General features: G+C 72.2%; 22 protein-coding genes and 2 pseudogenes. 13 read left to right on the plus strand and 11 right to left on the minus strand.

The window, feature by feature from the left end:
• Window positions 1-77: 77 nt before the first annotated feature.
• Entirely contained in the window at window positions 78-1532 is a 1455-nt protein-coding gene (locus ACFY2B_RS35885) for a SpoIIE family protein phosphatase (RefSeq protein WP_390767229.1), read from the minus strand.
• Window positions 1533-1894: 362 nt separating this feature from the next.
• Between ACFY2B_RS35885 and ACFY2B_RS35890 the strand changes: the two genes are divergently transcribed.
• A complete protein-coding gene (locus ACFY2B_RS35890) occupies window positions 1895-2308 on the plus strand; it encodes an SsgA family sporulation/cell division regulator (RefSeq protein ID WP_390767230.1) in 414 nt (137 codons plus the stop codon).
• 91 nt (window positions 2309-2399) lie between these two features.
• On the opposite strand, the gene ACFY2B_RS35895 is transcribed toward ACFY2B_RS35890, so the two are convergent.
• Both ACFY2B_RS35895 and ACFY2B_RS35900 read right to left on the minus strand, forming a co-directional pair.
• A complete protein-coding gene (locus ACFY2B_RS35895; RefSeq protein WP_390767231.1) occupies window positions 2400-3419 on the minus strand; it encodes a Gfo/Idh/MocA family protein in 1020 nt (339 codons plus the stop codon).
• A gap of 61 nt (window positions 3420-3480) precedes the next feature.
• The gene (locus ACFY2B_RS35900; protein ID WP_390767232.1) at window positions 3481-4575 is read right to left on the minus strand and encodes a chemotaxis protein; all 1095 of its coding nucleotides are present in this window, start codon (window positions 4573-4575) and stop codon (window positions 3481-3483) included.
• Window positions 4576-4703: 128 nt separating this feature from the next.
• Between ACFY2B_RS35900 and ACFY2B_RS35905 the strand changes: the two genes are divergently transcribed.
• Both ACFY2B_RS35905 and asnB read left to right on the plus strand, forming a co-directional pair.
• Window positions 4704-5129, plus strand: a complete 426-nt coding sequence (locus ACFY2B_RS35905; RefSeq protein WP_390767233.1) for a hypothetical protein — start codon at window positions 4704-4706, stop codon at window positions 5127-5129.
• 351 nt (window positions 5130-5480) lie between these two features.
• Complete coding sequence (asnB, locus tag ACFY2B_RS35910) at window positions 5481-7322, plus strand: asparagine synthase (glutamine-hydrolyzing) (RefSeq protein ID WP_390767234.1); 1842 nt, start codon at window positions 5481-5483, stop codon at window positions 7320-7322.
• Here asnB and ACFY2B_RS35915 read toward each other — a convergent pair.
• The gene (locus ACFY2B_RS35915) at window positions 7315-7830 is read right to left on the minus strand and encodes a DUF4232 domain-containing protein (RefSeq protein WP_390767252.1); all 516 of its coding nucleotides are present in this window, start codon (window positions 7828-7830) and stop codon (window positions 7315-7317) included. The two genes, asnB and ACFY2B_RS35915, sit on opposite strands and share 8 nt — an antisense overlap.
• Window positions 7831-8071: 241 nt before the next feature.
• Window positions 8072-9637, minus strand: a complete 1566-nt coding sequence (locus ACFY2B_RS35920) for an alpha/beta hydrolase (protein ID WP_390767235.1) — start codon at window positions 9635-9637, stop codon at window positions 8072-8074.
• 237 nt (window positions 9638-9874) lie between these two features.
• Here ACFY2B_RS35920 and ACFY2B_RS35925 point away from each other — a divergent pair, with 237 nt between their 5' ends.
• Window positions 9875-10561, plus strand: coding sequence for a chaplin (locus ACFY2B_RS35925; protein ID WP_390767236.1), 687 nt, complete (start codon window positions 9875-9877; stop codon window positions 10559-10561).
• Between the two features lie 243 nt (window positions 10562-10804).
• Here the strand turns inward: ACFY2B_RS35925 and ACFY2B_RS35930 are convergent, their stop codons facing one another.
• Window positions 10805-11287 (minus strand): nucleoside deaminase, encoded by a 483-nt coding sequence (locus tag ACFY2B_RS35930; protein ID WP_390767237.1) that lies wholly within the window; start codon window positions 11285-11287, stop codon window positions 10805-10807.
• Between the two features lie 272 nt (window positions 11288-11559).
• On the opposite strand from ACFY2B_RS35930, the gene ACFY2B_RS35935 reads away from it, so the two are divergent.
• A complete protein-coding gene (locus ACFY2B_RS35935) occupies window positions 11560-12345 on the plus strand; it encodes a GNAT family N-acetyltransferase (RefSeq protein WP_390767238.1) in 786 nt (261 codons plus the stop codon).
• A gap of 81 nt (window positions 12346-12426) precedes the next feature.
• Here the strand turns inward: ACFY2B_RS35935 and ACFY2B_RS35940 are convergent, their stop codons facing one another.
• A complete protein-coding gene (locus ACFY2B_RS35940; protein WP_390767239.1) occupies window positions 12427-12690 on the minus strand; it encodes a GlsB/YeaQ/YmgE family stress response membrane protein in 264 nt (87 codons plus the stop codon).
• A gap of 215 nt (window positions 12691-12905) precedes the next feature.
• Here ACFY2B_RS35940 and ACFY2B_RS35945 point away from each other — a divergent pair, with 215 nt between their 5' ends.
• Window positions 12906-14354, plus strand: a complete 1449-nt coding sequence (locus ACFY2B_RS35945) for a hydrolase (RefSeq protein ID WP_390767240.1) — start codon at window positions 12906-12908, stop codon at window positions 14352-14354.
• Between the two features lie 48 nt (window positions 14355-14402).
• Here the strand turns inward: ACFY2B_RS35945 and ACFY2B_RS35950 are convergent, their stop codons facing one another.
• Window positions 14403-17171 (minus strand): sugar-binding domain-containing protein, encoded by a 2769-nt coding sequence (locus ACFY2B_RS35950; RefSeq protein ID WP_390767241.1) that lies wholly within the window; start codon window positions 17169-17171, stop codon window positions 14403-14405.
• Window positions 17172-17404: 233 nt separating this feature from the next.
• Window positions 17405-18586: an ROK family protein gene (locus ACFY2B_RS35955; protein ID WP_390767242.1), complete on the minus strand. Its 1182-nt coding sequence runs from the start codon at window positions 18584-18586 to the stop codon at window positions 17405-17407.
• Between the two features lie 174 nt (window positions 18587-18760).
• Here ACFY2B_RS35955 and ACFY2B_RS35960 point away from each other — a divergent pair, with 174 nt between their 5' ends.
• Together ACFY2B_RS35960 and ACFY2B_RS35965 are read left to right on the plus strand one after the other, a co-directional pair.
• The gene (locus ACFY2B_RS35960; RefSeq protein ID WP_390767243.1) at window positions 18761-20215 is read left to right on the plus strand and encodes an APC family permease; all 1455 of its coding nucleotides are present in this window, start codon (window positions 18761-18763) and stop codon (window positions 20213-20215) included.
• Between the two features lie 107 nt (window positions 20216-20322).
• On the plus strand, window positions 20323-21090 hold the full coding sequence (locus ACFY2B_RS35965; protein WP_390767253.1) for an ArsR/SmtB family transcription factor: 768 nt from the start codon (window positions 20323-20325) through the stop codon (window positions 21088-21090).
• Between the two features lie 69 nt (window positions 21091-21159).
• Here ACFY2B_RS35965 and ACFY2B_RS35970 read toward each other — a convergent pair whose 3' ends face one another.
• Window positions 21160-21621 (minus strand): SPW repeat protein, encoded by a 462-nt coding sequence (locus ACFY2B_RS35970; RefSeq protein ID WP_390767244.1) that lies wholly within the window; start codon window positions 21619-21621, stop codon window positions 21160-21162.
• 778 nt (window positions 21622-22399) lie between these two features.
• Here ACFY2B_RS35970 and ACFY2B_RS35975 point away from each other — a divergent pair.
• The 4 genes from ACFY2B_RS35975 to ACFY2B_RS35990 all read left to right on the plus strand — a co-directional run bounded on the left by ACFY2B_RS35975 (window position 22400) and on the right by ACFY2B_RS35990 (window position 25399).
• Entirely contained in the window at window positions 22400-22567 is a 168-nt protein-coding gene (locus ACFY2B_RS35975; protein WP_390767245.1) for a hypothetical protein, read from the plus strand.
• 434 nt (window positions 22568-23001) lie between these two features.
• On the plus strand, window positions 23002-23079 hold the full coding sequence (locus ACFY2B_RS35980) for a putative leader peptide (protein WP_353962852.1): 78 nt from the start codon (window positions 23002-23004) through the stop codon (window positions 23077-23079).
• 517 nt (window positions 23080-23596) lie between these two features.
• Complete coding sequence (gene ssuE, locus ACFY2B_RS35985; protein WP_390767246.1) at window positions 23597-24151, plus strand: NADPH-dependent FMN reductase; 555 nt, start codon at window positions 23597-23599, stop codon at window positions 24149-24151.
• A gap of 105 nt (window positions 24152-24256) precedes the next feature.
• Window positions 24257-25399 (plus strand): LLM class flavin-dependent oxidoreductase, encoded by a 1143-nt coding sequence (locus tag ACFY2B_RS35990; protein WP_390767247.1) that lies wholly within the window; start codon window positions 24257-24259, stop codon window positions 25397-25399.
• 102 nt (window positions 25400-25501) lie between these two features.
• Here the strand turns inward: ACFY2B_RS35990 and ACFY2B_RS35995 are convergent.
• Window positions 25502-26567, minus strand: a pseudogene (locus ACFY2B_RS35995) (acyl-CoA dehydrogenase family protein).
• A gap of 239 nt (window positions 26568-26806) precedes the next feature.
• Between ACFY2B_RS35995 and ACFY2B_RS36000 the strand changes: the two are divergent.
• Window positions 26807-26992 (plus strand): annotated as a pseudogene (locus ACFY2B_RS36000) (chitinase); the annotation flags it as partial.

The raw sequence follows: 26992 nt of genomic DNA on the forward strand, positions 1-26992 counted from the left end.
TCCCTGCGCGCATTCCGGCGGGGTGCCCTCGCGGGTCCTGGCCGGAGCATCACCGGGGGCAGCGCTCCCGGGATTTTCTAAGCGGGCAGCCTGGCGATGAGCACGCAGGCGTCGTCCTCGCGCTCGCCCGCGCCGAACTCCTCCACGACCAGCCGCACGCAGTCATCCGCGGTGGGCGCCGCGGCGAAGCGCGGGGCCAGGTCGAGGAGGCGGTCCACAGCGTCCGTTCCGCTGTGCCCGCGTACCAGGGCGTCGGTGCGCAGCAGGAGCAGGTCGCCGGGTTCGAGGGTCGCTTCGGCCTGTCCGTAGGCGGCTGACGGGGTCGTGCCGAGCAGGACGCCCCCGGTAGCCGCCAGCACGCGCCCCGCCCCGTCGCGGTACAGCAACGGGGCGGGGTGTCCTGCTTGGGCCCATTCGAGGGTCCGGTCGGCGGGCCGGTAGCGGCAGCAGACGGCGCTGGCCGGCGCGGGGTGTGCGGCGGTGTCCAGTAACTGGTTCAGCAGGTTCATCAGCCTGCCCGGCCGGTTGCCCGCCAGCGCCATGCCGCGTACGGCGCCCATCAGCATCGTCTTGTCCGAGGCGACGGTGATGCCGTGCCCGGTGAGGTCGCCCACGCCGAGCAGGGTGTCGCCGTCCGGCAGTTGGAGCGTGTCGTACCAGTCGCCGCAGGTCGGCGGGCCCGCCGCGGCGGTGAGCCGGCGGGCCGCGATGTCCAGGGACCGCGGTCCCCGGTGCGGGAGCGCGGGCGCCTCGTGCGACGGGGGCAACATGGGCTCCTGCCGTTCGGCCGGGAGTCCGCCCCCGGTCTGCGCCTGCCGGCGGTGACGTCGCAGCGAGTCGCGGGTCTCGCGCACCGTCCACTGGCTGCGCCGCAGTTCACTGACGTCCCGCAGGACGGCCCACATCGCGGCCGTGCTGCCGTCGGCGTCCGGCACCGGCTCGCCCATCATGTGCACGGTGCGCACGGCCCCGTCGGGCCGTACGACCCGGAATTCCCCGTCGATCGGTTTGGCGTCGACGAGGCAGTCCGTGACCATCGCCGTGAGCTTCGGGCGGTCCTCGTCGAGGACCAGGGACGGCAGTTCGTCCAGCGTGAGCGCCGGCGCGGACGGGGAGAGGCCGAGGATCCGGTACAGGTCCTCGGACCAACTGGCCTCGTCCGTGAGCAGGTTCCACTCCGCGCTGCCGACCCGGCTGAGCAGTGAGCCGGTGGGCCCGCGGCCGAGACCACCGGGGACGGGCCCGGCCGGTCCGGCCGTCCGGAGCACCGGTTGCGCGGGGACGGGCGGTGTCGGCGGCGGGTCGTCCCGCAACTGCGCCAAGTGCTCGTCGAGGTCGTTGAGCTGATGCAGCGCCAGGTCGTACAGTGCGCGCTGCCAGCGCTCGTGCGGGTCCTCGGTGTCGCCGTGCGTGTCCCTCCGTACGGCGTCCACCTCGCCCTTGAGCCGCCGCGTCTGCGATATCAGCGCCTCGACCGAGCCGCGCGCGGGCGGCTGGGCGGCGGGGCGATCCGCAGAGAGGTGGGGGGGCATGACGCACTCCGATGCGGGGATGGTACGGCCAAGAAGGAAGGGGGACCGGTTACGACTGTTGCACAGCCCGCGACGCCCTGTAAGGGATTTGGCAATACACGATACGGTGGTGCTTCTGACATATGCCAGAGTCTCAATGCCAAGCCTGCCCCATGTCATCAGCGTACGCGGCCGGGCGGCGCAAGTCGTAGCCGGAGTACGCGGTTTGACCGATCGGCGGACCTGTCGTTGTGGCGCACCGTTCAGGTGTTCGGCCCGCTGAGGTTCCGTGGCGCTCATGCCGGCTCGCATGGTGACGTACATCACACGACAGGGTGCCGCGCAGGGTGTCATACACCCGGGTCCCTCGTGCTCGTAAGAACATGGACATCTGTATCCGGCAGCCCGCCCGAGCCCGTCTGATCACGGCCGAGGACCCGGAAGTCCCCGTGCCCGCCACCCTGCGCTACTCCGTGCAGGATCCGCTCGCCGTGTTCGTCGACTTCCCACCGGAGGCGGCCCTCGACGGCGAGAGCGTCACCTGGACCTTCGCCCGCTCCCTGCTGGACGAGGGGCTGGCCGCGCCCGCCGGAGGCGGTGACGTGCACGTCCGGCCGTGCGGTCGCGGCTGCACGGTCATGGAGTTCCATTCGCCGTACGGCGTCGCCCTGCTCGGGTTCGAGACCGCGGAACTGCGCCGCTTCCTCGCGCGCAGCTACGCCGTGGTGGCGGAGGGGGAGGAGGACATCGGGGCCGTCGTCGAACGCGGGCTCGGCACGCTGTTCGGCAGCGTCTGACCCGTGGCGGCGGCCCGATCCCGCGTGGCGGCGGGAGCGCATCCGGCCCCGGCTTCGGGGGATCTCTTGGCGGCCGGCGGTCCACGGAGTGTCAGTCGCCGGCGTACAGGTCGGGGCGGCGCGGGAGTTCGACGGTCGTACGGCGGCCCGTCTCCAGCGCCCGGACCCCGGCCTCGGCGACGACCGAGGAGGCGTAGCCGTCCCACACGCTCGGACCGGTGACCCGTCCCCGGCGGGTGGCGTCGACCCAGGCGCGCAGCTCACGGTCGTAGGCGTCGGCGAAACGGACGACGTAGTCCTGCGCCACCTCCTCGCGGGCGCTGCCCCGTGCGGTGACCACCATGGTGTGCTCGTCGCCGATGCGGGCGCTGCCCGCCTCGCACACGGCCTCGCAGCGCACCTGGTAGCCGAAGCCGCAGTTGACGAAGATCTCCACGTCCACGAGGGCGCCGTGCTCGGTCTCGAACACCACGAACTGCGGGTCGGCCAGACCGTCCGGGGCGCCGCCCGAGGGTGTGGGGCGCAGCACGGTCACGGCGGTCAGCTCCTGGCCGAGCAGCCAGCGGGCCGCGTCGATCTCGTGCGAGACGGAGCTGTCGATCAGCATGGCGCTGGTGAAGCCGGGCGGCGAGGAGACGTTGCGGTGGGTGCAGTGCAGCATCAGCGGACGTCCCAGACTGCCGCCGTCCAGCAGGGACTTCAGGCGCTGGTACTCGGCGTCGTAGCGCCGCATGAACCCGATCTGCGCCAGTCGCCGGCCCAGCCGGGTCTCCGCCTCAAGCACCCTGAGCGCCCCTTCGGAGTCGGGCACCATGGGTTTCTCGCACAGGACCGGCAGCCCGCGGTCGAAGGCGGCGAGGAGGGCCTCCTCGTGCGCGGGTCCCGGCGAGGCGATCAGGACGGCGTCCACGCCGGGCGCGTCCAGCGCGGCCGGCGCCTCGGTGTGCACCGACACGCCGTCCAGGCCCGACACCGCCTCCTTGACCCGCTGGGTGTCGGGATCGGCGACGGCGGCCACCCTGGCGCCGCTCACCCCGTGGGCGAGGCGTCGGATGTGATCGGCCCCCATGTGTCCGGCGCCCAGTACCGCGACGCCCAGCACCTCAGCCATCTGTGCCCTTCCTCCCGGCCGGTGATCACGCCGTAGCGTACGCCGCGGTGGGAAGGAGCCGTCAGTACCGCAGCACGCCGGCGATGCCGTCCGCGTGATCCAGGGTGCCGTCCGGCACGAAGCGCACGTCGGCGCCGGTCTCCAGGCACTGTTCGACGATCTCGTCCACGATGTCCTCGCGGGCGTCGAGGTCGCCGGTGTCGGCGGGCACCAGATGGTCACCGTCGTCGCGGACGGTCACCCGGTGGTTCTCCTCGACGGCGAGCAGCCGGATCCGGCCCTCGCGGGCGCTGCGCCAGACCTCGTCGACACCTGCGGCGAACTCCTTGCGGCCCCGGGCCACGTCCAGTTCCTCGGCCACGCGGTCGGTGGCCTTTCCGGCCTCCGCGTCGATCACCGGCCGGACGGCCTGCCACACCGCTTCGGGGGTACCGTTCGCCAGGCCGCCGTGCGGGATGTGCACGGCCTCCTTCGCGACGGCGCCGACCTCGTCCAGCAGGGAGAGTGCGGCCTGTTCACCGGTGACGTACAGCGGTCTCGGGTGCTCGCGCAGGACCGCGGTCATCGCCGTGTCGGCCTCGCGCAGGAACTGCCGGGTGCCCTCGTCACGGAAGATGCTCGGGACGTCCCCGATCCGCTCCTGGCGCTCGGCGTCGAAGTTCTCCCGGTTCCGGGACAGCGGGAAGCCCTCGGCATGGCTCTCGGCGACCCGGTCGACCGCGCCGGTCCACAGGGTGACGCGGTCGGCGGAGACCGAGAGCACCCAGAACGGCCGCTCCGCGGCGTGCGCGGAGACGAGGTTGCGGGTCAGGAAGGTGTCCGAGAGCACCACCCGCTCGGGCACGGTACGGGCCAGCGACCACACCTGGTGCTCGCCCGGCGCGGCGAAGATCACCAGGCCGTTCTCGGCGTGGGCGAGATCCACCTCGGTGAGGGCCCGGTCCAGCTGGCCGACCACGTCCGCGCGCCGGTCCCGGGTGACGGCGGGGTCGGACTCCAGTTGCTTCTTGGCCTCGGCCAGCACATTGCGCAGCCGGACCGGATCCTGCGCGTTGCCGGGCTCGCGGCGGTGTGTGGGCGTCAGCACGGACACCGCCGGATAGGGACGCGGGCGTCGCAGTTCGGCGAGGGTCGCGGGACTGAGTGCGTGCTCCATAAGAGCACGATAGGGCGGATTCACATGTGGGGCATTTGGGGTAAATAGCTGCATGTGCCATGACTCTCGCCGTGCCGTCGCGATCGGTGGACGGCGACGGGGGCCGCGGCGGCAGGAGGTGAGTGCAGATGGCCCGGCTGGTCGTGGAGGGGCAGGATCTGGTCCTGCGCCTGAGTGGACCGGAGCGGCTGCTGGTCCGGCGCCCGCGCGCCGTCCGGATCCCGTGGGCGGCGGTGCGCGACGCGGCGGTCGAGCCCGACTGGTGGCGCGCGCTGCGCGGCCTGCCGCGGTTCGGCCGGTGGCTGCCCGACCGGTTCTGTGTGGGGGAGTGGCGTCACCACGAGGGCCGGGACCTGGTCGCCGTCCGTGAGCACGGACCGGTCGTCGTGGTCGACCTGTGGCCCGGCCGGGCCCGGTATGCCCGCCTCGTGGTTTCCGTCGCCGGCCCGGAAGGTGTGGTCCGGGCCGTTCGGCGGGCGATGCGGACGGCATCCCTGCCGGACGGTGCTCGGGGTGCGCCGACGGGTTCGCGGGAGCGGTCCCGCCGAGGGTGACGGCGACCGCACCGTACGCACACTCTGCGCCAGGTTCGCTTGATCAAAACTGGAAAACATACGGCACGCGGAGAGGGAGTCGGGCGGTTTGGGCAGATTTTTACCAATGGTCGGTTCCTGGCGGATTCTGCCGGTCGGCACCCGGAATTGCGGGTCTCGTACGGGCAAAGTGCGTCCGAAAGTGTGAAGCGGCGGGGTCCGCCGCGTTGCGTCCGTGTTGACCGAGCGCCGTCCCAGGCGCACTCTCGATATATAGGTGCTAACTACAACTTGTTCGGTGACGGACCGGACCCACCCACGAAGACGCAGGTGAGCGCGGTACCGAGGCCGGACTGGAAGCAGGAGGAAGGTATGTGCGGCATCACCGGCTGGGTTTCCTTCAACCGCGACCTGCACTCCGAGGCCGCGACATTGGATGCGATGACCGAGACGATGGCCTGCCGCGGTCCGGACGACCGCGGCACCTGGATCGACGGTCCCGCCGCCCTGGGCCACCGCAGGCTCGCCATCATCGACCTGATAGGCGGGCGGCAGCCCATGACGGTCAGCACACCGGAGGGAACGGTCGGGCTGGTCTACTCGGGCGAGGCGTACAACTACACCGAACTCCGGCAGCAGCTGACCGCCCGCGGCCACCGCTTCACCACCGACTCGGACACCGAGGTCGTGCTGCGCGGCTATCTCGAATGGGGTGACGCGCTCGCCGAACGGCTCAACGGCATGTTCGCCTTCGCCGTCTGGGACGGCCGGGTCAAGAAGCTCGTGATGATCCGCGACCGGATGGGCATCAAGCCCTTCTTCTACTACCCGACACCCGACGGCGTCCTGTTCGGCTCCGAGCCCAAGGCGATCCTCGCCAATCCGCTGGTCCGGCCTCGCGTCGGCATGGACGGCCTGCGTGAGCTGTTCACCTTCGTCAAGACGCCCGGACACGCCGTGTGGGAAGGCATGCACGAGGTGAAGCCCGGCACCGTCGTCACCGTCGACCGCTCCGGCCTGCGCACCCGCGCCTACTGGCGGCTGGAGACTCGGCCGCACACCGACGACCAGGCCGCCACCGTGGCCAACGTCCGCACCCTCCTCGACGACATCGTGCGCCGCCAGCTGGTCGCCGACGTGCCGCGCTGCACCCTGCTGTCCGGTGGGCTCGACTCCTCCGCCATGACCGCGCTCGCCGCCCGGCAGCTCGCCGAGCAGGGCGAGAAGGTGCGCAGCTTCGCCGTCGACTTCGTAGGCCAGACCGATCACTTCGTGCCCGACGGGCTGCGCGCCACCCCCGACACCCCGTTCGTGCACGACGTGGCCCGGCTCGCCGGCACCGACCACCACGACATCGTGCTCGGCTCTGAGGCCCTCGCCGACCCCGCCGTCCGGGCGAAGGTACTGCGCGCCCGCGACCTGCCCACCGGCTTCGGCGACATGGACTCCTCGCTCTACCTGCTGTTCCAGGCCGTGCGCGGCCAGTCCACGGTCGCCCTGTCCGGCGAGTCCGCCGACGAGGTCTTCGGCGGCTACCAGCAGTTCTTCGACGAGGAGGTGCGCCGCGCCGACACCTTCCCCTGGCTCCACATGGCGAACCAGCACATCGGCAGGGACACCGACGTGCTGCGTCCGGACCTGGCCAAGAGCCTGGAACTCGACGCGTACATCGGCGACGCCTACAGCGCCGCCGTCGCCGACATCGTCCGCCTCGACGGCGAGAGCGACTTCGAGTACCGGATGCGCCGCATCTGCTACCTCCACCTGACCCGCTTCGTCCGCGCCCTGCTCGACCGGAAGGACCGGATGAGCATGGCCGTCGGCCTGGAGGTCCGGGTGCCCTTCTGCGACCACCGGCTCGTCGAGTACGTCTACAACACCCCCTGGTCCCTGAAGTCCTTCGACGGCCGGGAGAAGAGTCTGCTGCGCGAGGCGACCGCCGACGTCATCCCGCGGTCGGTGTACGACCGGGTCAAGAGCCCCTACCCGTCCACCCAGGACCCCCAGTACGGCCTTGCCCTCCAGGAGCAGGCCAAGGACCTGGTGGCCCGGCCGGACCACCAGGTGTTCTCCGTCGTGGACCGGGAGCGGGTCGACCAGGCCGCCCACCGGGAGCTGCCCGCGGGTTCGCAGGCGGCCCGGCGCGGCCTGGAGCGCACCCTCGACCTGGCCCTCTGGATGGACCTCTACGAGCCCGAGCTGATCCTCAGCTGAGCCCGATCGCCCGGTCCGCGGCCGCCGCCGACGGCTGCCACCAGGTCGTCACCGGCTCCCACACGCGTACGGCCGCGCCCGCGCCCAGCTCCGCCGCGCTGAACCCGCGTCCCCGGTGGGCCGGGTCCGCCGCGACGGAGACGGTGTCCACCAGGCGGGCCTGCGGGTCCGCCGGGTCGGCGACGGTCCGCACGGCGGCGTACGCGGTCCGGCCCGCGCCGATCCGGTAGGTGCCGGCGGCGCCGTCGGGCACCGGCTGGGCCGCGCCGTCCAGGTCGCCGAAGGTGACCGTGGGCACGCGGTCGACGACACAGGCGCGGCCGGAGCGGTTGGTCACCCCGATCCGCAGCACGGACGGATCGGCGGGTGCCACCGCAGCCCGCACGGTCAGTGCCCGCTCCGGACAGACGGCGTCGCGGGCGGCCACCGCGCCGTGCGGCGCGGCGAGCAGCGGGGCCGCGGCGGCGAGGGCGAGGGCCGGGACGGCCGCGGCGGTTCGGACACGCATCATGGATTCCCCCTGGACAGTCGGTCGGTACGGCTACGGCGGGACGCGCCCGCCTGCTTCATGTGACGGCCAGGACGGCCCGGAGGTTGTGGCCGGTCGGCACCGTCACTCGTCCGTGGCACCGCGCGCCGAGGGCGCGCATCGCGACGAGGGCGCGCATCGCGACGAGGGTGCGCACTGCGACGGGGGCCTCACCCGCTCCTGCCGCCGTCCGTATCGCGGGGCCGCGCGGTGCGGGGCGTCACCCGGCCGGGTCCGCCGGGCAGGAACTCCCGTCGGCGGGGAGCGAACCGTACAGCAGGAAGTCGTCGATCTTGCGGTGGACACACTTGGACGACGAGTAACCGGTGTGGCCCGAGCCCTTGTTGTCGAGCACCACCGCCGAGGTGCCGAGCCTGCGGGCGGTCTCCATGGTCCAGCGGTACGGCGTGGCGGGGTCGCCGCGGGTGCCCACCAGGAGCAACTGCGCCGTGTCGACGTCCTTCACCCGGTCACGGACAAAGTCCGTCCCCTCGGGCCGCCCGTAGCACATCAGGAGGTCGGCCAGCCGGTACCGGCCGAAGACCGGCGACGCCTTCTCGTACGCGGCGCGCAGCCGCCCGATGTCCTTGGTGATCTGCTCGGCGCCGGGGCGGTCCGGGTCGTCCGCGCAGTTGATCGCCATCAGCGCGGCCGACAGGTTGTCCACGGGTATGTCCGCCTCGTCGACGAGGCCGCCGGACCCGCGCGCCGGCGTCAGCCCACCCGTCGCGAGGCCCGCCACGCCACGTGTGTCCCCGTCGTTCACCAGGGAGACCACGGCACGTTCGAGCGACGGCCACAGCTCCTTGCTGTAGAGGCCCTGGCCGATGGCGCTCACCAGGTCGTGTCCGGAGAGCCGGCCGCCGAAGCCGGTGGGCGCCGGATGCGCGTCGAGCCCGCGGACCAGTTTCAGGACCTGGTCCCCGGCCGTGCGCCGGTCCTGGCCGAAGGGGCAGCCGCGGTCCCGCACGCACCACTGCAGGAAGTCGTCCAGCGCGGTCTGCTGGCCCTGCGCGCTCGCCAGTCCCTGTTCGGACAGGGGTTCGGTGAGGGTGTCCACGCCGTCCAGCGCCATCCGGCCCACCTTGCCCGGGAACTGGGCGGCGTAGACCGCGCCGAGCCGGGTGCCGTAGGAGAAGCCGAGGTAGTTGAGCTTCTCGTCGCCGAGGGCCTGGCGTATGACGTCCAGGTCCCGGGAGGCGTTGAGGGTGCCTATGTGGGGCAGGACGGGGCCGGAGTGCCGGGTGCACTCGGCGGCCACCTTCCGCAACAGCTCCATCAGCGCCTTCGGGTCTCCGCGGTCGGTGCCGTCACCCGTCACGGCCGAGGCGTTGGTGGCGCCCTCCCCGCAGCTGACGGGCGAGGACCGGCCGACCCCGCGCGGATCGAAGGTGACCACGTCGTAGCCGTTGGTCAGCCCGAGGTACGCCTTGCCGGACGTGGCGAGCGAGCTGACGCCCGCGCCGCCCGGACCGCCGAAGTTCAGCAGCACGGAGCCCCGGGACGTGCCGGTCGCCCGGTACCGGGCCAGCGCGACGTCGAGCGTGCCGGCCTCGGGCCGCGCGTAGTCCAACGGGACCGTCACCTTGCCGCACTGCATGTCCTTGCCGGCCCCGGATCCCTGGCAGGCCGACCAGGTGACCTGCTGTCGGTAGAAGCGCGACAGATCGGGCTGGGCCGAAGCGGCGGACCCGACGGGCAGTCCGGCGCCGAACAGGGCCAGCGTGAGGACTCCGGCACTCGCGCAGCGCCGGACGGCGGGCCGCGTGGGGAGCTTTGCCGGCATCGATGCCTCCAGGGGAGCCCCGCTGCGGACCGGGGCAGCGCTTCCGCTCACCATAAGCTGGCCGCGGAATGCACGCCTCCGGACGCATTGATTCCATTTTCGAGGGATTCACGACTGGTTCGATAACTGTGTAGCTCAATAGGGTGAAAGGTCGATAAGCCATAACTCGGACGGGTCGTAGGCGTTTATTCCGATACGGGCGAGCGCCCGTGACGATGTCTGGAAGGCAGGGAGCCTATGAAACGGGTTACCCGAAACGGTGTGATCGCCGTCGCCGCCGCCTCGGGGGCGATGGTCGTGACGATGCCGGCGCACGCCGACTCCGCCGCGAACGGTTCCGCGGCCGGATCGCCGGGGGTGATCTCCGGCAACACCATTCAGCTCCCGGTGCACGTCCCGGTGAACGTGTGCGGGAACACGGTGAACGTGGTGGGACTCCTCAACCCGGCCGCGGGCAACGCCTGCGCCCACAAGGGCGGCAGCGGCGCCGGGAGCGATGGAACGGCCCCCTCGGGCGGAGCGACCGCCCACGGCGGGGCAAAGGATTCACCCGGTGTACTCTCCGGCAACGGCATCCGGTTGCCGGTCGATCTCCCGGTCAACGTGAGCGGCAACAGCGTGAACGTGGTGGGCATCGGCAATCCGGTCTTCGGCAACCACTCCGAGAACACCCCCGGTGACCACCCGGCGAAGCCGACTCCGCCGCGGGCCACGCCACCGGCGGCCCCGCCGGTCAAGCCGCCGACCACGCCCCGGGCCCAGCCCCCCGCCTCGGCGGTGAGCCACCCCGCCGCGCCGCCGGCCGACGCCGTCCTCGCCCACACGGGTACGGACCTGACTGCACCCGCGGTCGGGGCGAGCGCGGTGCTGCTGCTCTCCGGCGCTGCCCTGTACCGCCGGTACCGGCCGGGCGCGGCGCGCTGACGCACCCCCGGGGCCGTGGCCGGTGCCTCCGCCGGACAGTGACCGGCCTGGCATCCGCCACGGCCCCGGGGAACGGGTCCTCGTCGGCCGCCCTTCGGGGCGGCCCGGTCGACCCGCGGGTCCGGTGCACGGCACCGGACCCGCACCGCTCAGGACGCTCTCGCCGACGTGCCCGCCGGGCGGGCCGTGCGGTGCCGTAGGGCGGGAGCGCTGCCGCGGGCGCTTTCGCGGCGCCCGGGTGAGTCAGTCCGCGGCTCCGTGAAACCTCCGGTGCAGCGCGCGCACCTCCCCGGTCAGTTCCGGCGCCGGACCCTCGACGCGCACCTCGGGCGCCACCGCGCTGATCGGCAGCGGCCGTACCGGCGCCGCCGGCGCGCCCAACTCTCCCAGCCAGCCCACCAGTTGTTCCGTGGACGCCGCATAGACGATCCGGCCGAGCCCGACCCAGGCGTGCGCCGCCGCGCACATCGGGCAGTGCTCGCCGGACGTGTACACGGTGGCGGCGGCCCGCTCCCGCGGGGCCAGCCGTGCCGCGGCCCAGTGGGCCAGCTCGAACTCCGGATGCCGGGTACGGTCCCCGGAGGCCACCCGGTTGTGGTCCTCGGCGAGCACGGTCCCGTCCGCGGCGACGAGGACCGACCCGAACGGCTCGTCGCCCGCCTCCAACGCCTCGGCCGCCAGCTCCACACACCGGCGCAGATACGGCAGCTCGTCGTCCCTCACCATGGCGCACACCCTTTCTCGCTCTCTCGCCGTACGGTGTCGGGCGCACGGTACGGCGGACGGGCCCGGAGCCACCCCCTTGGACGGACGGCACGGCGTGGCGCGCCTCGTCGCGGTGCGTTCCTTTCGGCCGCGCGCCGCAGGGCGCATCGCCCCGTACCGGTCCGCACCGCCCCACCGCGTCCCGCCCCACCGAGCCGACCCCGCCGCGGACCTCCGGTGCGCCGCCCCGAAATTCCGTTGCCGTGTTCGACCTCTGCTGCTGGAGTGACCCCATGGACCACACAGCCGTACTCGCCCACTACGACCAGGACATGCGCGCGGGTGCACAACCCGACGGTCCCGGGGCCCGGATCGAACGCACCGCCACCGTGGTCCGGCAGGTCGCCGACGCCCACGGCTGGAACGGTGTCCTGTGGTCCGCCCTGGACGAGACGAACGCGGACGCGGTCATCGCGGCGCAGATCGCGTACTACACCGGTCTCGGCCATCCGTTCGAGTGGAAGCTGCACGGCCACGACCTTCCCGGCGACCTCGGGCCGCGCCTGGCCGCGGCCGGATTCACGTCCGAACCCGAGGAGGCGCTGATGGTCGCGGAGACCGCCGAGGTGGTCGCGCTGACCGCGGACGCCGAACTGCCCGAGGGTGTCCGGATCCAGCGTGCCGACGACGCGGCGGGGATCGCGCGCGTGGTCGACGTGCACGAGAAGGTGTTCGGCACGGACGGGAGCGGGTTGCGGCACCGGCTGCTCACCCATCTCGCCGTCGATCCCGGCTCGCTCCTCGTCGTCGTCGCGCTCGCCGGCGACGAACCGGTGAGCGCGGCCCGGCTGGAACTGGTGCCGGGCACGCGGTTCGCCGGGCTGTGGGGCGGCGGGACCCTGGCCGCCTGGCGCGGCCGTGGCCTCTACCGCACCCTGATCGCCCACCGCGCCCGGGCCGCCGCGGCCCACGGTTTCCGCTACCTCCAGGTGGACGCCTCGCCGATGAGCCGTCCCGTTCTCGAACGCCTCGGATTCCACGTCCTGACCACCACGACGCCGTACCTCTACGAGGCGTAGGGGCCGGCCGCTGGCGCCGCGGTCCGCCGGGCCGCGGCGGGCGCGGGCGCCGTCACCGCCGGTTCGGCGTGGCCGCCGGATTCAGCGCTGCGGCCGGGCCCGGTCCAGGGCCGCCACGCCCACCGCCGCGAGGCCGATCTGGATGAACCACTCGATCCAGTCCGGTCCCTCGGTGTCGGCGACCCCGAATCCGGCGGCGATCGCCGAGCCCAGCAGCGCGGCCACGATGCCGACGAGGATCGTCAACAGGACGCCGATGCGCTGTCGGCCGGGCACGACCAGCCGCCCCAGCACGCCGATGACGATGCCGATGACAACGGCACTGATGACACCTGAGATCCCCATCTCCACCCCTCTTCGTCGAAATCCCCCGTTGTTGTGCAATGTGCCCGCTGAATCCGGAGGCAGTCCGCTCCGGTTGGTGCCAGAACTCTCTGTTCATAACCCAGACACGCCATGTACCTTTCAATCGATTGACGCGGGTAGAACCATCAACTCTGTTCTACGCGCGCAGACTTGGCGCCCGCACCGCCTCTACCCCACCCACGGAGGTCCGCCGGATGCTCGGAATCAGAACGTCCCCCCGCAGACTCACCACCGTCCTGGCCGGGTTCGCTCTGCTCGTCGCTGGAGCGGCCCTTCAGGTCGGTACGGTGGCCGGCCCCGCGCACGCGGCCACCACGCACCGCATCCTGTTCGACAACGCCCATGCCGAGACGGCCGGAAACGCCGACTGGATCATCTCCACCAGCCAGCCCGACCCGCTCGGCCAGGACTCCTCCCCGTCCGCCGAGACGGACTGGACCGGCGCCCTCTCCTCCTGGGGCGTCGCCCTGCAGAAGGCGGGCGGCTACAGCCTGAAGACGCTGCCCTCCGGTTCCAGCCTGAGCTACGGCGGCTCCTCGACGACCGACCTGTCGAACTTCGACACCCTGGTCCTGCCCGAGCCGAACACCCTGTTCACCAGCGCCGAGAAGACGGCGATCATGAACTTCGTCAAGAACGGCGGCGGCCTGTTCATGATCTCCGACCACAACGGGTCGGACCGCAACAACGACGGCGCCGACTCGGTCAAGATCCTCAACGATCTGATGACCAACAACAGCGTCGACTCGACCGACCCGTTCGGTTTCTCGATCGACGTGCAGAACATCAGCTCCGGCTACCCCGCGGCCATCAGCGACAGCAGCGACCCGGTCCTGCACGGCTCGTTCGGCACGGTCACCAAGAGCCTCATCGCCAGCGGCACCACGGCCACCCTCAAGCCCTCCGACAACCCCGCGGTCAAGGGCCTGCTCTACCGCTCCGGCTACTCCGGGAACACCGGCGCCTTCTTCGCCACCAGCACCTTCGGCACCGGCCGGGTCGCCTTCTGGGGTGACAGCTCGCCGATCGACGACGGCACCGGCCAGTCGGGCAACACCCTGTACGACGGCTGGAACGACACCGGCGCCACCAATGCGGCCCTCGCCCTCAACGCCACCGCCTGGCTCGCCGGTTCGGGCAGCAGCGGCGGCGGGGACGGCGGCTCCGGCACCTGCACCGCCGCCCAACTGCTCCGCAACAACGGCTTCGAGTCGGGCAGCACCACCTGGAGCGCCACCAGCGGTGTCATCACCGACTCCAGCGGTGAGGCCGCCCGCACGGGTTCGTACTACGCCTGGCTCGGCGGCACCGGCACCGCTGTCACCGACACCCTCTCCCAGTCGGTGACCATCCCGTCCGGCTGCTCCGCGACCCTGAGTTTCTACCTGCACGTCGACACCGCGGAGACCACCACCAGCACGGCCTACGACACCCTGAAGGTCCAGGTCCTGAACAGCTCCGGCACGGTCCTGAGCACACCCGCGACGTACTCCAACCTGAACGCCGCCGCCGGCTACACCCAGCGCAGCTTCGACCTGGGCGGGTACGCGGGCCAGACCGTCACGGTCAAGTTCACCGGCACGGAGGGTTCCAAGCTCCAGACGTCGTTCGTCGTCGACGACACGGCGGTGAACGTCAGCTGACCCGACCGAGGGGGCGGGCCGCCCGGCCCGCCCCCCCGATCGGCTCGGTCAGCGTGCCGCCACGGTCCGCTCGGGCGTGTTCCAGCCGGAGACGCGCACCCGCGGTGCCGCGCCGCGCAGGTCGGCCGTCCGGTAGACGGCGGTCAGTGTCGCCGTCTCGCCCGGCCACAGGGTGACCTGGTTGTCGGACCAGCGCACCGGCAGCACCGGCGTGCCCGCGGCGTCGACGAGGTGGACGTCCGTCAGCAGCGACGGTGTCCGGCCGCGCCCCGTATTGCGCAGCGTCACCGTCGTGGTCGACGTGCCGCCCGACGACACCGTGGCCGCCCGCGCGGACACCGGTACCGGGGCCATGTGGCCGAGGCCCGTCAGATCGGCGTAGCTCGTGGTCGGTGTGTGGTACCAGTCGGTGCGGGCCCAGTCGAGGGTGTCGGGCCGGGTGGACAGCCAGTACACGTTCCGGCTCACCTCGTGGCCCGCCGCGTCGGTGAGCAGGAGCCGGACCAGATACGTCGTCGGCAGACCGCGCACCGACCGGGGCAGGGTGAGGGCCGTGGTGTGCGCCCCGTCACCGGGTGCGGTCACCCCGGACACGGTCCGGTCGAACTTCGCCGTCCCGTCGGTGCCGAACAGCGTGGCCCGTGCGGTGAGGGGTCCGGCCGTGGTGTGCCGGTTGTTGACGACGACGACCGTGCGGTCGTCGTACGAGTACTGGATGTGCAGCGGCTCGCCCGCCTTCTTCGCACCGAAGTAGGCCCCGCCCTGGTCGAGGAAACGGTCCGTCAGCTGCCAGTGCAGAGAGGTCCAGCCGCTGTTGAACATCCAGTAGACCAGCCCGGTCGCGGGCTTGGCGGCGTCCGTGGCATTGCGGGCGTACGCCTCGAACTGGGCGCGCACGTTCTCGTACTGCAGGAGCTGCGCCTTGCGCACGTACTCGGCGAGGCCGGCCGGGGCGCCGTAGCGGCCGGCGAGGGCGGCGTCGTGGATCCGGAGGGTACCGAACGTCGCCGACGGGGAGCGGTGGTACTGCCGGGCGTCCGGATCCCGCCAGAGGACGTCCGACTCGGCCGGTGTCAGCATCCGGCGCAGGGTGTCACGGGTGGGGATGTCCGGGCCCGCGCTGGTCTCGGAGTTGAAGCCGGTGGCCCCGCCCTCGCGCTTGGCGTACCAGTAGCCGGGCGGCACCCAGTCGTAGGGCCCGGTCATCTTCATGCCCGAACGGCCCAGCCGCGGTGAGGACTTGCCGGCGGCGGCGGGCACCACGGGTACCGGCCAGTCGGCGGCCCGCAGGGCGTCCAGGTAGTTCCGTTCGATCGTGGCGTCGGGTGCGGCGTCGCTGCCGATCAGGAAGGAGAGCACGCTCGGGTGGCTGCGCAGCCGGGCGGCCTCGGCGGCCATCGACGCCCGGGCGACCGCGTGGTCGGCCGCGCTCCACCGCTCCCCGGACCCCTCGCTGTTGGTCTGGCCCTCCCACTTGTCGCAGCATTCCCAGCCCGGCAGTGTGAGGACGCCGTGGCGGTCGGCCAGGTCGAAGAACTCGTCGGGCTCGATGTGGCCTTCCAGGCGGATCGTGTTCAGCCCCAGGTCGAGGGCGTACTTGAGCCGGTCCTCGGCGTACGTCCTGTCCCAGCGCAGGAATTCGTCGGGTGACCAGCCGCCGCCCTTGATCAGCAGCCTGCGCCCGTTGACCTGGTACTGGCGGGCGCCGTCGGCGTTCAGGGGGGCCCGGACGTCGCGGATGCCGAAGGCCGTGTGCGCGGTGTCCGAGGCGGTGCCGGAGACGGAGGCGGTCAGATCGAGGTCGTACAGGGGCTGTCCGCCCAGTCCGGCCGGCCACCACACCCGGGGCGAGGCCAGGTGCAGACCGGGGACGTCGGCGGGGGTGAAGGTGACCGTCCTCGTCTGGTGTGCGGCGAGCGGTACGGTCCTGCGCAGGGCGGTCCCGGCGACGCCGCCGGAGACCTCGGCCGTGACGGGCGCGTCGGAGTCGTTGCGGACCCGCGCCTCGACGGTGAGGTCGGCGGTGGCCAGCGAGGGCACGTCCAGCCGGGTCAGCACGTGCGCGTCACGCAGCGCGACCGGGCCGCCGCGGCGGACCAGCACGTCGCGCACGATGCCCATGTTCGCGTCGGGCGGCGGCTGGAGCCAGTCCAGCCAGCCCATGGTGAGGTGCTTCTTCGGGTCGTTGGGCAGGACACGGAAGGCGACCGTGTTGGTGCCGGCGCGCACCAGCGGTGTGAGGTCCAGCTCGTGGTGGGTGTAGGCGCCGCTGACGTCCGTCGCCGTGGCCACCCGCCGGCCGTTCACGTAGACGTCCGCCGCCGAGATCACACCGCTGAAGTCGAGGTAGGTGCGCCGGGAGGGGTCGGTGACGGTGAGGTCCGTGCGGTACCACCACGGGACCCGGAAGTCCGCCTCGGGGATCTTCCGCTGGTTGGTCGAGAAGAACGGGTCGGGATACCTGCCGTCGGCGAGCAGCGCGGCGAGCACCGTCGAGCGGGGGCCCGCGGGGTGCCAGCCGGTCACCGGATAGCCGGGGGAGGAGACGGCCCCGGGGGAGTCGGTCACCTTCGCCGTGGACTGGATCGCGTAGCCGGACAGCGGAGTGGCCGTGCCGGCCGTCGCCGGGACCCGGGTCACCGCCACGGGGCCTTTGACCGCCGGGGAGGGCTCCCAGGGCCCGGCCCAGGCGCCGGTGGCCAGGGTGCAGATCAGGCCGAGGGCGAGGAGGGAAGCGGCGGGGCGGCGTCTGGCGGCGGGGCGAGGAAACCGTGGAAACCGAGGAAACCGAGGAAACCGAGGAAACCGAGGAAACACTGCGTCTCCAGCCTCGTAAAGTTAGGAAACTTTACTAACCCGGGCCAAGCTAGAGCGCGGGGAAGTCCGTGTCAATCATCGTGCGGTCGTGTCCGTCGGGGCGTGGGTGGGGCCGCGCCGACAACCCTGGGGGCCGCGTCGATGACCGCCGGCGGGCGTCCCGATCGCTGACCGGCCGTGCGGATCTCCGAACCGGCCAGGTCAACGGCCCTGCGCGGCAAGGGACGTGGGCGTCACCCGGTCGACCTGCGGTCGAACACCAGTTCCCGCGCCGTGTCCAGTGCCGTGGCCACCGCGCCCAGCAGGACCGCGTCCTCGCCGAGCCGGCTCGCCGCGATCCGCGGCCGCAGCGGGGTGAGCGTGCGCAACTGCTCCCGTACCGGCCGCAGCAGCAGGTCCACGCTGTGCCCCACCCCGCCGCCCACCACCACCAGATCCGGGTCCAGCACCGCGGTGGCCGCCGCCACGGTGTGCGCGATCCGCTCGCCTTCGAGGCGGACCGCCTGGACCGCGGCGGGGTTCTGCTGCCGCGCCGCGTCGAAGACGGACTTCGCGGTGAGCCGGCCGCTCATCCCGAACCGCCGCGCCGCCTCGACCACGGCCACCCCCGAGACCGCGTCCTCCAGCCGCTCCGGCTGCCGCTGCCCCGGCCAGGGCAGGAAACCGATCTCGCCGGCCAGCCCGTGCGCCCCCGTGAACAGCCGTCCGCCGCTCACCACTCCCATGCCGAGCCCCGTGCCGACGAGGATGTACGCGAACAGCCGGCTGCCCGCGCCGACCCCGTACGTGTACTCGCCCAGCGCCGCCAGATTCGCGTCGTTGTGCACCTCCAGGGGAACGCCCAGTTCCTCGCCCATCCGGTCGAACAGCCCCGCGCGTCCCCACCCGGGCAGATGCATCGCGTACCGCACCCGGCGCTGCTTCGTGTCGTACACGCCGGGCGTGCCCACCACCGCGTGCACCACCTCGGCCGGATCCACCCCGGAGCCGGCCACGACCTGGCGGGCGGTGGTGACGACGAGGTCGGCCATGGCGGCCGAGCCGCGGGCCCGGTTGCGCACATCGGTCCGGGCCACCACCGTGCCGTCCAGGTCGGCCACTGCCACCCGCAGCCAGCCGCGTCCGACGTCCACGCCGAGGACGTGGCCCGCGGCCGGGTCGGCGGCGTACAGGACGGCGGTGCGGCCCCGTTCGGGCGCGTGGGTGCCGACCTCGTGGACGAGTCCCGCCGCCGCCAGGGCGGCCAGCGCGCTGGAGACCGTCGGCTTGGACAGCCCGGTCTGACGGGCCAGTTGGGCACGTGACGCCGCGCCGAGAGTGCGCAGCCGGTCCAGCAGCAGCCGCTCGTTGGTGCTGCGCAGCCGCCGCCGGTTCCAGGGCTGGTCCTGCTGCTCCGTCACGTCGCTGGCGGCCATCCGACCATTCTCATGCATTTCTGACGCGTACTTGACGCATCTAGTAAGGCTCCTTAACTTTATCGGCCATCCGGCTCGTCGGGCGCAACTACCCGTCTCCGCGTGCACCTTCCCCTCCCCGTCCGCACCTCCCGTGTCCGCGTGCACCTCCCCGTGTCTGCGTCAGGAGTCCCCATGTCCGGTAGTCCCTCACCCGAGGGCGGTTTCGTCCGCCGCGTCGGACTGTTCCAGGCCACCGCCATCAACATGAGCCAGATGTGCGGCATCGGCCCGTTCGTGACGATCCCGCTGATGGTCGGCGCGTTCGGCGGCCCCCAGGCGGTGATCGGATTCCTCGCGGGCGCGGTGCTGGCCCTGTGCGACGGACTCGTGTGGGCCGAGCTGGGCGCGGCGCTGCCCGGCTCCGGCGGCAGCTACGTCTATCTGCGCCAGGCGTTCCAGTACCGCACCGGCCGGCTGATGCCGTTCCTGTTCGTGTGGACCGCGATGATCTTCATCCCGCTGATCATGTCCACCGGTGTGGTCGGCTTCGTCCAGTACCTGGGCTATCTCGTGCCGGATCTGGGGCAGACACCGGGCGACCTGATCGGGCTCGGGGTCATCGCCCTGGTCGTCGTCCTGCTGTGGCGCGGGATCGAGCACATCGCCCGGATCACCGCCGTGATGTGGACGGTGATGATCGCTTCGGTGCTGCTGGTGATCGTCGCGGCGGCCACGGACTTCAGCCCGCACCTCGCCTTCACCTACCCCGCGCACGCCTTCGACCTGACGAGCAATCACTTCTGGCTCGGCTTCGCCGCCGGACTGACCATCGGCATCTACGACTACCTCGGTTACAACACCACCGCCTACATGGGCGCCGAACTCAAGGAACCCGGCCGTACGCTGCCGCGCTCGGTCCTCTTCTCCATCCTCGGCATCATGGCGATCTACCTGCTCCTCCAGATCGGCACCCTCGGGGTCATCGACTGGCACCGCATGACCGACCCGCACGACATCGCGGCCACCTCGGTGGCGTCGGCGGTGCTGGAGGAGACCTGGGGCAAGGGTGCCGCCGACACGGTGACCGTGCTGATCCTCATCACCGCGTTCGCCTCGGTGTTCGCCGGTCTCCTCGGCGGCTCGCGCGTGCCCTACGACGCCGCCCGCGACCGCGTCTTCTTCCGCCCGTACGCGCGGCTGCACCCCCGGCACCGCTTCCCGACGCTGGGTCTGGCGACGATGGGTGTGATCACCGGGGTCGGCTTCCTGATCGGCCGCCACACGGACCTCGCCACCCTCATCCAGCTCCTGACGACCGTCATGGTCATCGTCCAGGCGCTGGCCCAGATCGTGGCCCTGACGGTGCTGCGCAGGCGTCAGCCGGCCCTGCGCCGCCCGTACCGCATGTGGCTCTACCCCCTGCCCGGCATCGTGGCGCTGGTCGGCTGGTGCGTGATCTACGGGTACGCCGACCGGAACTCGCCGGGCCGTCACCCCATCGAGTGGTCCCTGGCCTGGTTCGCCCTGGGCTGTGTGGCCTTCCTGGTGTGGGCGCGGCTGGAGCGGGTGTGGCCCTTCGGCGGCAAGGAGATCAGCGAGGAGTATCTCCCGGCGCCGGCCTCCGACACGAGCCCCAGCAGGGCCTGAACAGCGGCGCGGTGCTCACCGGCGGATCCGGCAGCGGATTCGGCAGGGTTGATATGCAGGTGATTGCCTGCATAACGTCGAGTGTGCGATCAGAGGGCGACACCGGTGTGGACAAGGTCTTCAAGGCGCTGGCCGACGGAACGCGCAGGCGGCTGCTCGACCGCCTGCACGAGGCGAACGGACAGACGCTCGGCGAACTGTGCGAACACATCGACATGACACGTCAGTCGGTGACGCAGCACCTGGCCCTCCTGGAGGAAGCCAACCTGATCGGCACGGTGCGGCGGGGGCGGGAGAAGCTGCACTACCTCAACCCCGTACCGCTCCACGAGATCCAGGAGCGGTGGATCGACAAGTTCGAGCGCCCGCGCCTGCGCGCGCTCGGCGCCCTGAAGCGACGAGCCGAGGAAGCCATGAGCGACAAGCCGAGCTATGTGTACGTCATCTACATCGAGAGCACGCCCGGGACGGTCTGGGACACGCTCACCGACGCCGATCTCACCGCCGGGTACTGGGGGCACAGCAACGTCTCCGACTGGCGGCCGGGATCCCGCTGGGAGCACGTGCGCACCGACGGCTCCGGCGTCGCCGACGTGGTCGGCGCCGTGGAGATCAGTGAGCGCCCGACACGGCTGGTGACGACCTGGGCCGCCCCGGAGGACGCGGACCGGCCCGAGCGGCATTCCCGGGTCACCTTCGACATCCAGCCGCACGCGGACATCGTCAAGCTCACCGTCACCCATGAAAACCTGGGCGGGGAGGACGAACTGCGTGACGTGTCCGCCGGCTGGCCCGCGGTGCTCTCCAACCTCAAGTCCCTCATCGAGACCGGCAGTCCGCTGCCGCAGGAGCCGTGGCTGGTGCCGGGTCACTGAGCGGGTGCGGCGGGGCCGTCCGGCTGCTGCCGGACGGCTCCCGCCTCCCGAAGGCGCTTCACGGCGCCGCTACAGCGTGTGTGGCCTGTCCTGCATCTGCGGCCTGTCCTGCATCCTGGGCGTGCTCTTCTTCGCCGCCTTCGCCGACGCTCCGGCGCAGAGCAGCCCGAGGGCCACGGCCAGCCCGCCTATGACGACGTTGTTCGCTATGACGCCCGCGTCCGGGTGGCTGCCGACGATCCACGGCGCGATGATCATCCAGACTCCCAGGGCGCACAAGCCCCAGCTCAGGCCGTACATGCGCTCCGGTGCCCTGGTGAACCCCAGGGCCAGCAGCCCGATCGCGATCCCGATGATCAGGTTGTGCACCGCGAGGGCGGGCTGGCCGGCCGTGTAGTGGACTATCCAAGGGGACGCCGCGCAGTACAGACCGAGTAGGAACAGTGGTCCGTCCATCAGTGCCACATCGCGACCGCCGAGCATGCGGGCGTAGCGCTCCCGCATTTCGGAGACATCTGGGTGGCTCGTCATGTCACCTCTGGTGTGCGAGACATCACCTCTGGTGTGCGAGACATCGGCCATGATCCGTCTCCTTCGTGACTGGCAGGCTTGACTGCGTCTGATGTGATGTGCGGTAAAGAGCCGCTTATACGCATTCTCCCCTTATTTGACCCTTATGTGTAGTGGAAGTGGCTCGGGCGGCCGGTCACCGCGGATCGATCTTGTGCCGGCCGGCCCTGTGCGGGCCCGCGGCGCCCGCCACTGTCCGGCCGCGTCCTGCCGTCAACTCGGCGTCGTCGCCCGTCCCGTGGCGAAGGACCGGGTCCGCGGTCGGCCCCGGACCGCCGGGCGAGAGGTCCCGCCGCGCCTGCCCGACGGCACCGGCACCTGCCCGCGAGCCTTCTTGCCGCCGATTGTCACGATGCCCCGGGGCATTGCCGCACGGGCCCCGCGTCGTACGGGCCCCGCGCGCTACCGGACCCATGCGTGCGGGCCCGCGGGCCGCAGGCCGGCCGACGGTCACGAGCGTGTTTCCCGCGAGGACGCCGGCTGCCGGCCGAAGTGCTCGGCCGGGGCCTCGGGGCACGCCGGGTCCTTCGGCCGTCACGGTGCGCGCGCCGTGTCGCGCCGCGATGCCCCCACCCCTTGCCCGAGGGCCCGGAGCGAACGACGCCGGCGTCCGCCCGGCCGGGCCGCTCGCCCATGCGGCGGTCCATCGTCCGGGGGACAGCCGGACATGGTCGTGTCCGTCCGGGGCAGACGCAGGACAAGGGCGTCGACCGTCCTGGAACGAGAGGTGGCTGCCGCTATGAGTGCGAAGGTGTTGGAGCGCTTTCCGGCCGGAGCCCCGCGCGGATCGTGGCCGGCGGAGGAGTGCGCGGCACGGCGACGGGCCCAGGGAGAGCCCGCGACCGTGGTGATGGACCTGAAGTCGGACGCCTTCCTCGTCGTGGTGCCGACGGGCGACGAGGACTGACATCAGTAGGGGCATCCGGGCGGCGACTCCCGGTCGGCCGAGCGACCCGGGCCGCGGCGCGTGGCCGGCCCAGCCGCCCTTCGGGCGCTCCGTCCCGGCCGCCCGGGAGCAGGCGCACATGAGGGTGCGTCACCTGCTACGACCGGTCCACGGTGTTCGGGACGAACGGCTGTGCACGGGGCAGAGGTTCTCGGCCCACGGCGGCTCGTCCCGGCCCGAACGCTGCATTCGGGCCCCTCTGTTCGCGCGGCCGGAGAAGACGGGCGCATTCCCGTTCCTGTTCCGGCTCCGTTTCTGTTTCTGGTTCTGTTTCTGCTTCCGGTTCAAGAGTTTCTCTATGACAGTTTCGTGAAATTCCGAGGTCCGCGATACGAGACCCGTCGGGTGCTTCTTGACTGCCCTCACCGGCGACTGTCACGATCGGGAGTATGAAGATGCGACTGGACCTCACGCGGCGACGCCACGTCGACCTCGCACGCGTCTCCAGCGCCTCCTGTTGCCCCGCGGCCTGATCCCCGTACCGATCCGCCGCGCTTCCCGCGCGCCGCACCCGTCTCCGCCCCGCCCCCTGGCACGACGTCGTGCCCTGCCGTCAGGCACCGCCTGAATTCCCGGGTACTTCCGCCTGTCGGATTCGGCGCCCCGAAAGAATTCCGCAACGGGGGTTCCGCAGGCCCCTAGCGCCCCCGGAATTCACGCCTGCGCGGGATCCGGACCGACGACCACCCCGAACCCATCGTGGAATGCCCCGGGTTGTACGGCTCAAGCGCACATCCCAGCCCCTCCTCGAACCCAAGCTCCTCGGCACCCCCGAAACGCCCACACCCACGCCCACACCCGCACCTGTATCCGTACCCACACCCCGCACGCCCCGGCCGCCCGCGAGCGGCGCGGGACCGCCCGGTCCCGGGGGCCGTACGGCACGGACCCACCCGGTACTCCTGACCGCTCGGCCCGAGGCGTCCGTCGCGCGCGGACCCTCCGGACCCGGAACAGCGGACCCCGGACCAAGGAAAAAAGAGGGACCCCATGGCCACCGTCCTGTCCGTCTCCGGCAGCCCGTCCGCCTCATCCCGTACCGGCCGGCTGCTGCGCCACCTGGACCAGCGGCTGATCGCCCAGGGCCACGAGGTGATCCCGCTCGACGTGCGCACCATCCCCGCCGAGGCCCTGCTCGGCGCCGACGTGCGCCACCCCGCCATCGTCGAGGCCGCCCGGCTGTTCGACCGGGTCGACGGGGTCGTCGTCGGCACGCCGGTCTACAAGGCCGCCTACTCCGGCGTCCTCAAGGCGCTGCTGGACCTGCTGCCGCAGTACGCGCTCGCCGGCAAGACGGTGCTGCCGCTCGCCACCGGCGGCACCACCGCCCATGTGCTCGCCATCGACTACGCGCTCCGCCCCGTCCTGGCCTCCATGGGGGCCGGGCACATAGTCCAGGGCTGGTTCACCCTCGACAAGGACATCACCGTGCACGAGGACGGCTCGCTGACCGTCGCACCCACCGCCGCCGGGGCCCTGGCCCAGGTCGTCGACCAGTTCTCGGCCGCCCTGGGCCACACCCCGCTGCTGGCGGCGGCGGGCTGAGCACGACGGCCGTCCCTGTGTTCCCCGACGGCCGCTACGTGCCGGGCGGCACCCGGCCGCCACGCCGCGGCCCGCTCTGACGGTCACTCGCGATCGGAGACCCACGTGTCCCTCACCTTCCACTGGTTCCTGCCCACCAACGGCGACAGCCGGCACGTCGTCGGCGGCGGCCACGGCGCTCCTGTCACCGCCTCCGGCCGGGACCGGCCGCCGACCGTCGGCTACCTGAGCCAGATCGCCCGCGCCGCCGAGGACCTCGGTTTCGTCGGCGCGCTCACCCCGACCGGCGCCTGGTGCGAGGACGCGTGGCTGACCACGGCGATGGTGAGCCGGCACACCGAGCGGCTGAAGTTCCTGGTGGCCTTCCGCCCGGGTTTCGTCTCGCCGACGCTCGCCGCGCAGATGGCCTCCACCTTCCAGCGGCAGTCCGGCGGGCGGCTGCTGCTGAACGTCGTCACCGGCGGCGAGAGCCATGAACAACGGGCCTACGGGGACTTCCTCGACAAGGACGCCCGGTACCGCCGTACCGGTGAATTCCTGCGGATCGTACGGGAGTTGTGGCAGGGCAGGACCGTCGACCTGCACGGCGAGCACCTTCGCGTCGAGGACGCGCGGCTGACCCGGCTGCCCGATCCGGTGCCCGAGGTGTACTTCGGCGGGTCCTCGCCGATCGCCGGCGAGGTCGCGGCCGAGCACGTCGACGTGTATCTGACGTGGGGCGAGCCGCCCGCGCAGGTCGCGGCGAAGATCGAGCGGATCAGAAGGCTGGCGGCGGCCCGGGGCCGCACCCTCCGCTTCGGCATCCGGCTGCACGTGATCACCCGGGACACCGCCGCGCAGGCATGGGCCGAGGCGGACCGGCTGCTCGCCGGCTTCGACCCCGAGACCGTACGGTCCGTGCAGGCGGGCCTCGCCCGCAGCGAGTCCGAGGGCCAGCGGCGCATGCTCGCGCTGCACGGCGGCGGCCGCGACGGACTGGAGATCCACCCGAACCTGTGGGCGGGGATCGGGCTGGTGCGCGGCGGGGCGGGGACGGCCCTGGTGGGCAGCCACGACGAGGTCGCCGACCGGATCGAGGAGTACCACGACCTCGGCATCGACGAGTTCGTCCTGTCCGGGTACCCGCACCTGGAGGAGGCGTACTGGTTCGGTGAGGGCGTCCTGCCCAGGCTGGCCGCCCGGGGCCGGTGGCGGCACCCGGCCGAGCACCCGCAGGTCTCCTCGTCCCCGGTGCCGTCCACGAGGTGAGCCGGACGCGGCGCGGCTCGGCGGAGCGTGCGCTCAAGGCCGGGTCCGCCGCCGGAGCGTGTGTGCACAGCCGGGGCCGCCGCAGGCCCGTGCCGGCCCCCGTCAGTGCGGTCCGCTCGCGAGGGCGTGCAGATGGGCCCGGCGTGATTCCGCCGTCTGGCCCTGGACCAGGAGGAACAGGGCCTCGCGGGCCAGCCGTTGGGCGGGCGAGGAGAGCGACAGCGCACGCCCGCCGCCGGCGGCGACCGCCGCGGTGGTGGCCGCGCGCAGCACCTCGTACGCCTCGGCCCGCACCGTCAGCCGCTCCTCGGGGCGTGCCGTCGGCCGTTCCCCGGCGCGCTGCTGCGGTGCGGGCAGATCGGCAAGGGCGTAGGCCCGGCCGCGCACCTCGGACAGCCGGGCCCGCAGCGCCGCCGCCGTGTCCTCGTCGAGCAGGGCGAGCGCCGCCTCCGCGACGCCGAACACCGCCGGGCTGGTGTTCAGCGTCTTCGGCCGGTCGGTCGCGGCCCAGTCCGGGTACGGCAGCCGCAGGGCCACCGCCTCGTCCGGCAGCCACAGGCCCGTCAGCTCCAGTGACACCGTGCGGGACGCGGTCAGCGCCGCCAGGCGCAGCGGCGCGGACGCGCGCAGACCCGGCTGCTCCCGGGCCTCGGTGAAGGCGAACAGCGCTTCGTCGGCGTCGGTCACCCCGGCCAGCAGCATGACGTCGTTGAGCCCCCACCCGGTGTACCAGGGGACGGTTCCCGCGAACCGCCAGCCGCCGCCCTCCCGTGTCACCCGCACCGGAGTGCGCGGATGGGACCGCAGATGGGCGTAGGCCACCCCCGGACAGCAGTTCGCCGCGGGCGAGCGGGCCCAGCAGGCGTTCACGCACCGGGAGTTCGCTGTTCGCCAGGGTGAGCACGGGCGTGTGGTGCTGGGTCTGCACGAACCACGTCGAGCAGCACGCCCCGGCCAGGATCTCCGCGGTCCGCCGGGCGACGGCCGCCGGCGCCGCCGCACCTCCGTACGCCACCGGCGCGCTCACCCCGAGCAGCCCCGATGCCTTGATCGCCGCGAGGTGGGCCGCGGGCACCTCCTCCTGGTCGACGCGTTCCGCCGCGGGGGCGAGCAACTCGTCCGCGAGGCGGCGGGCGCGGGCGACGAGCGGGTGCGCTGCGTTGGTCATGGCAGGGATTCTCCCGATCCGGTGGAGCGTGGGGCGGAAGCGGGGGGTCTGCCGGGTGTTCGGCCCGTGACGCGTGCCGGTTCCGCTGTCGCGGCGGACCGGTCCGGACCGGACTCCTCCGCACTTGACTGGTCTAAACCCTTGACTGGTACAGACCAAGGCGGTTGAGTGTGCCTCCACCCCCCACCACGGCCGTGCCCTTCGCGGGGTACGGCCGTGCTCCGCAGAGGAGTTGATTCATGTTCAGGCGTCGTATCGCCGCGCTCCTGGCCTCGCTCGCGCTCGGAGCCGCCGCCCTGGTGTTCCAGTCGGCCCCCACCGCCTCCGCCGCCGGTTTCGTGGTCAGTGAGGCGCAGTTCAACCAGATGTTCCCGAGCCGGAACTCGTTCTACACCTACAGCGGACTGACCGCCGCGCTCAGCGCC

This window comes from Streptomyces sp. NPDC001270, assembly GCF_042896695.1.
Classification (GTDB): Bacteria; Actinomycetota; Actinomycetes; order Streptomycetales; family Streptomycetaceae; genus Streptomyces.

Coding starts and splice junctions, on each gene's coding strand:
- ACFY2B_RS35885 (WP_390767229.1), bottom strand. CDS start 1,532: ATGCCCCCCCACCTCTCTGCGGATCGCCCCGCCGCCCAGCCGCCCGCG.
- ACFY2B_RS35890 (WP_390767230.1), top strand. CDS start 1,895: ATGGACATCTGTATCCGGCAGCCCGCCCGAGCCCGTCTGATCACGGCC.
- ACFY2B_RS35895 (WP_390767231.1), bottom strand. CDS start 3,419: ATGGCTGAGGTGCTGGGCGTCGCGGTACTGGGCGCCGGACACATGGGG.
- ACFY2B_RS35900 (WP_390767232.1), bottom strand. CDS start 4,575: ATGGAGCACGCACTCAGTCCCGCGACCCTCGCCGAACTGCGACGCCCG.
- ACFY2B_RS35905 (WP_390767233.1), top strand. CDS start 4,704: ATGGCCCGGCTGGTCGTGGAGGGGCAGGATCTGGTCCTGCGCCTGAGT.
- asnB (WP_390767234.1), top strand. CDS start 5,481: ATGTGCGGCATCACCGGCTGGGTTTCCTTCAACCGCGACCTGCACTCC.
- ACFY2B_RS35915 (WP_390767252.1), bottom strand. CDS start 7,830: ATGCGTGTCCGAACCGCCGCGGCCGTCCCGGCCCTCGCCCTCGCCGCC.
- ACFY2B_RS35920 (WP_390767235.1), bottom strand. CDS start 9,637: ATGCCGGCAAAGCTCCCCACGCGGCCCGCCGTCCGGCGCTGCGCGAGT.
- ACFY2B_RS35925 (WP_390767236.1), top strand. CDS start 9,875: ATGAAACGGGTTACCCGAAACGGTGTGATCGCCGTCGCCGCCGCCTCG.
- ACFY2B_RS35930 (WP_390767237.1), bottom strand. CDS start 11,287: ATGGTGAGGGACGACGAGCTGCCGTATCTGCGCCGGTGTGTGGAGCTG.
- ACFY2B_RS35935 (WP_390767238.1), top strand. CDS start 11,560: ATGGACCACACAGCCGTACTCGCCCACTACGACCAGGACATGCGCGCG.
- ACFY2B_RS35940 (WP_390767239.1), bottom strand. CDS start 12,690: ATGGGGATCTCAGGTGTCATCAGTGCCGTTGTCATCGGCATCGTCATC.
- ACFY2B_RS35945 (WP_390767240.1), top strand. CDS start 12,906: ATGCTCGGAATCAGAACGTCCCCCCGCAGACTCACCACCGTCCTGGCC.
- ACFY2B_RS35955 (WP_390767242.1), bottom strand. CDS start 18,586: ATGGCCGCCAGCGACGTGACGGAGCAGCAGGACCAGCCCTGGAACCGG.
- ACFY2B_RS35960 (WP_390767243.1), top strand. CDS start 18,761: ATGTCCGGTAGTCCCTCACCCGAGGGCGGTTTCGTCCGCCGCGTCGGA.
- ACFY2B_RS35970 (WP_390767244.1), bottom strand. CDS start 21,621: ATGACGAGCCACCCAGATGTCTCCGAAATGCGGGAGCGCTACGCCCGC.
- ACFY2B_RS35975 (WP_390767245.1), top strand. CDS start 22,400: ATGAGTGCGAAGGTGTTGGAGCGCTTTCCGGCCGGAGCCCCGCGCGGA.
- ACFY2B_RS35980 (WP_353962852.1), top strand. CDS start 23,002: ATGCGACTGGACCTCACGCGGCGACGCCACGTCGACCTCGCACGCGTC.
- ssuE (WP_390767246.1), top strand. CDS start 23,597: ATGGCCACCGTCCTGTCCGTCTCCGGCAGCCCGTCCGCCTCATCCCGT.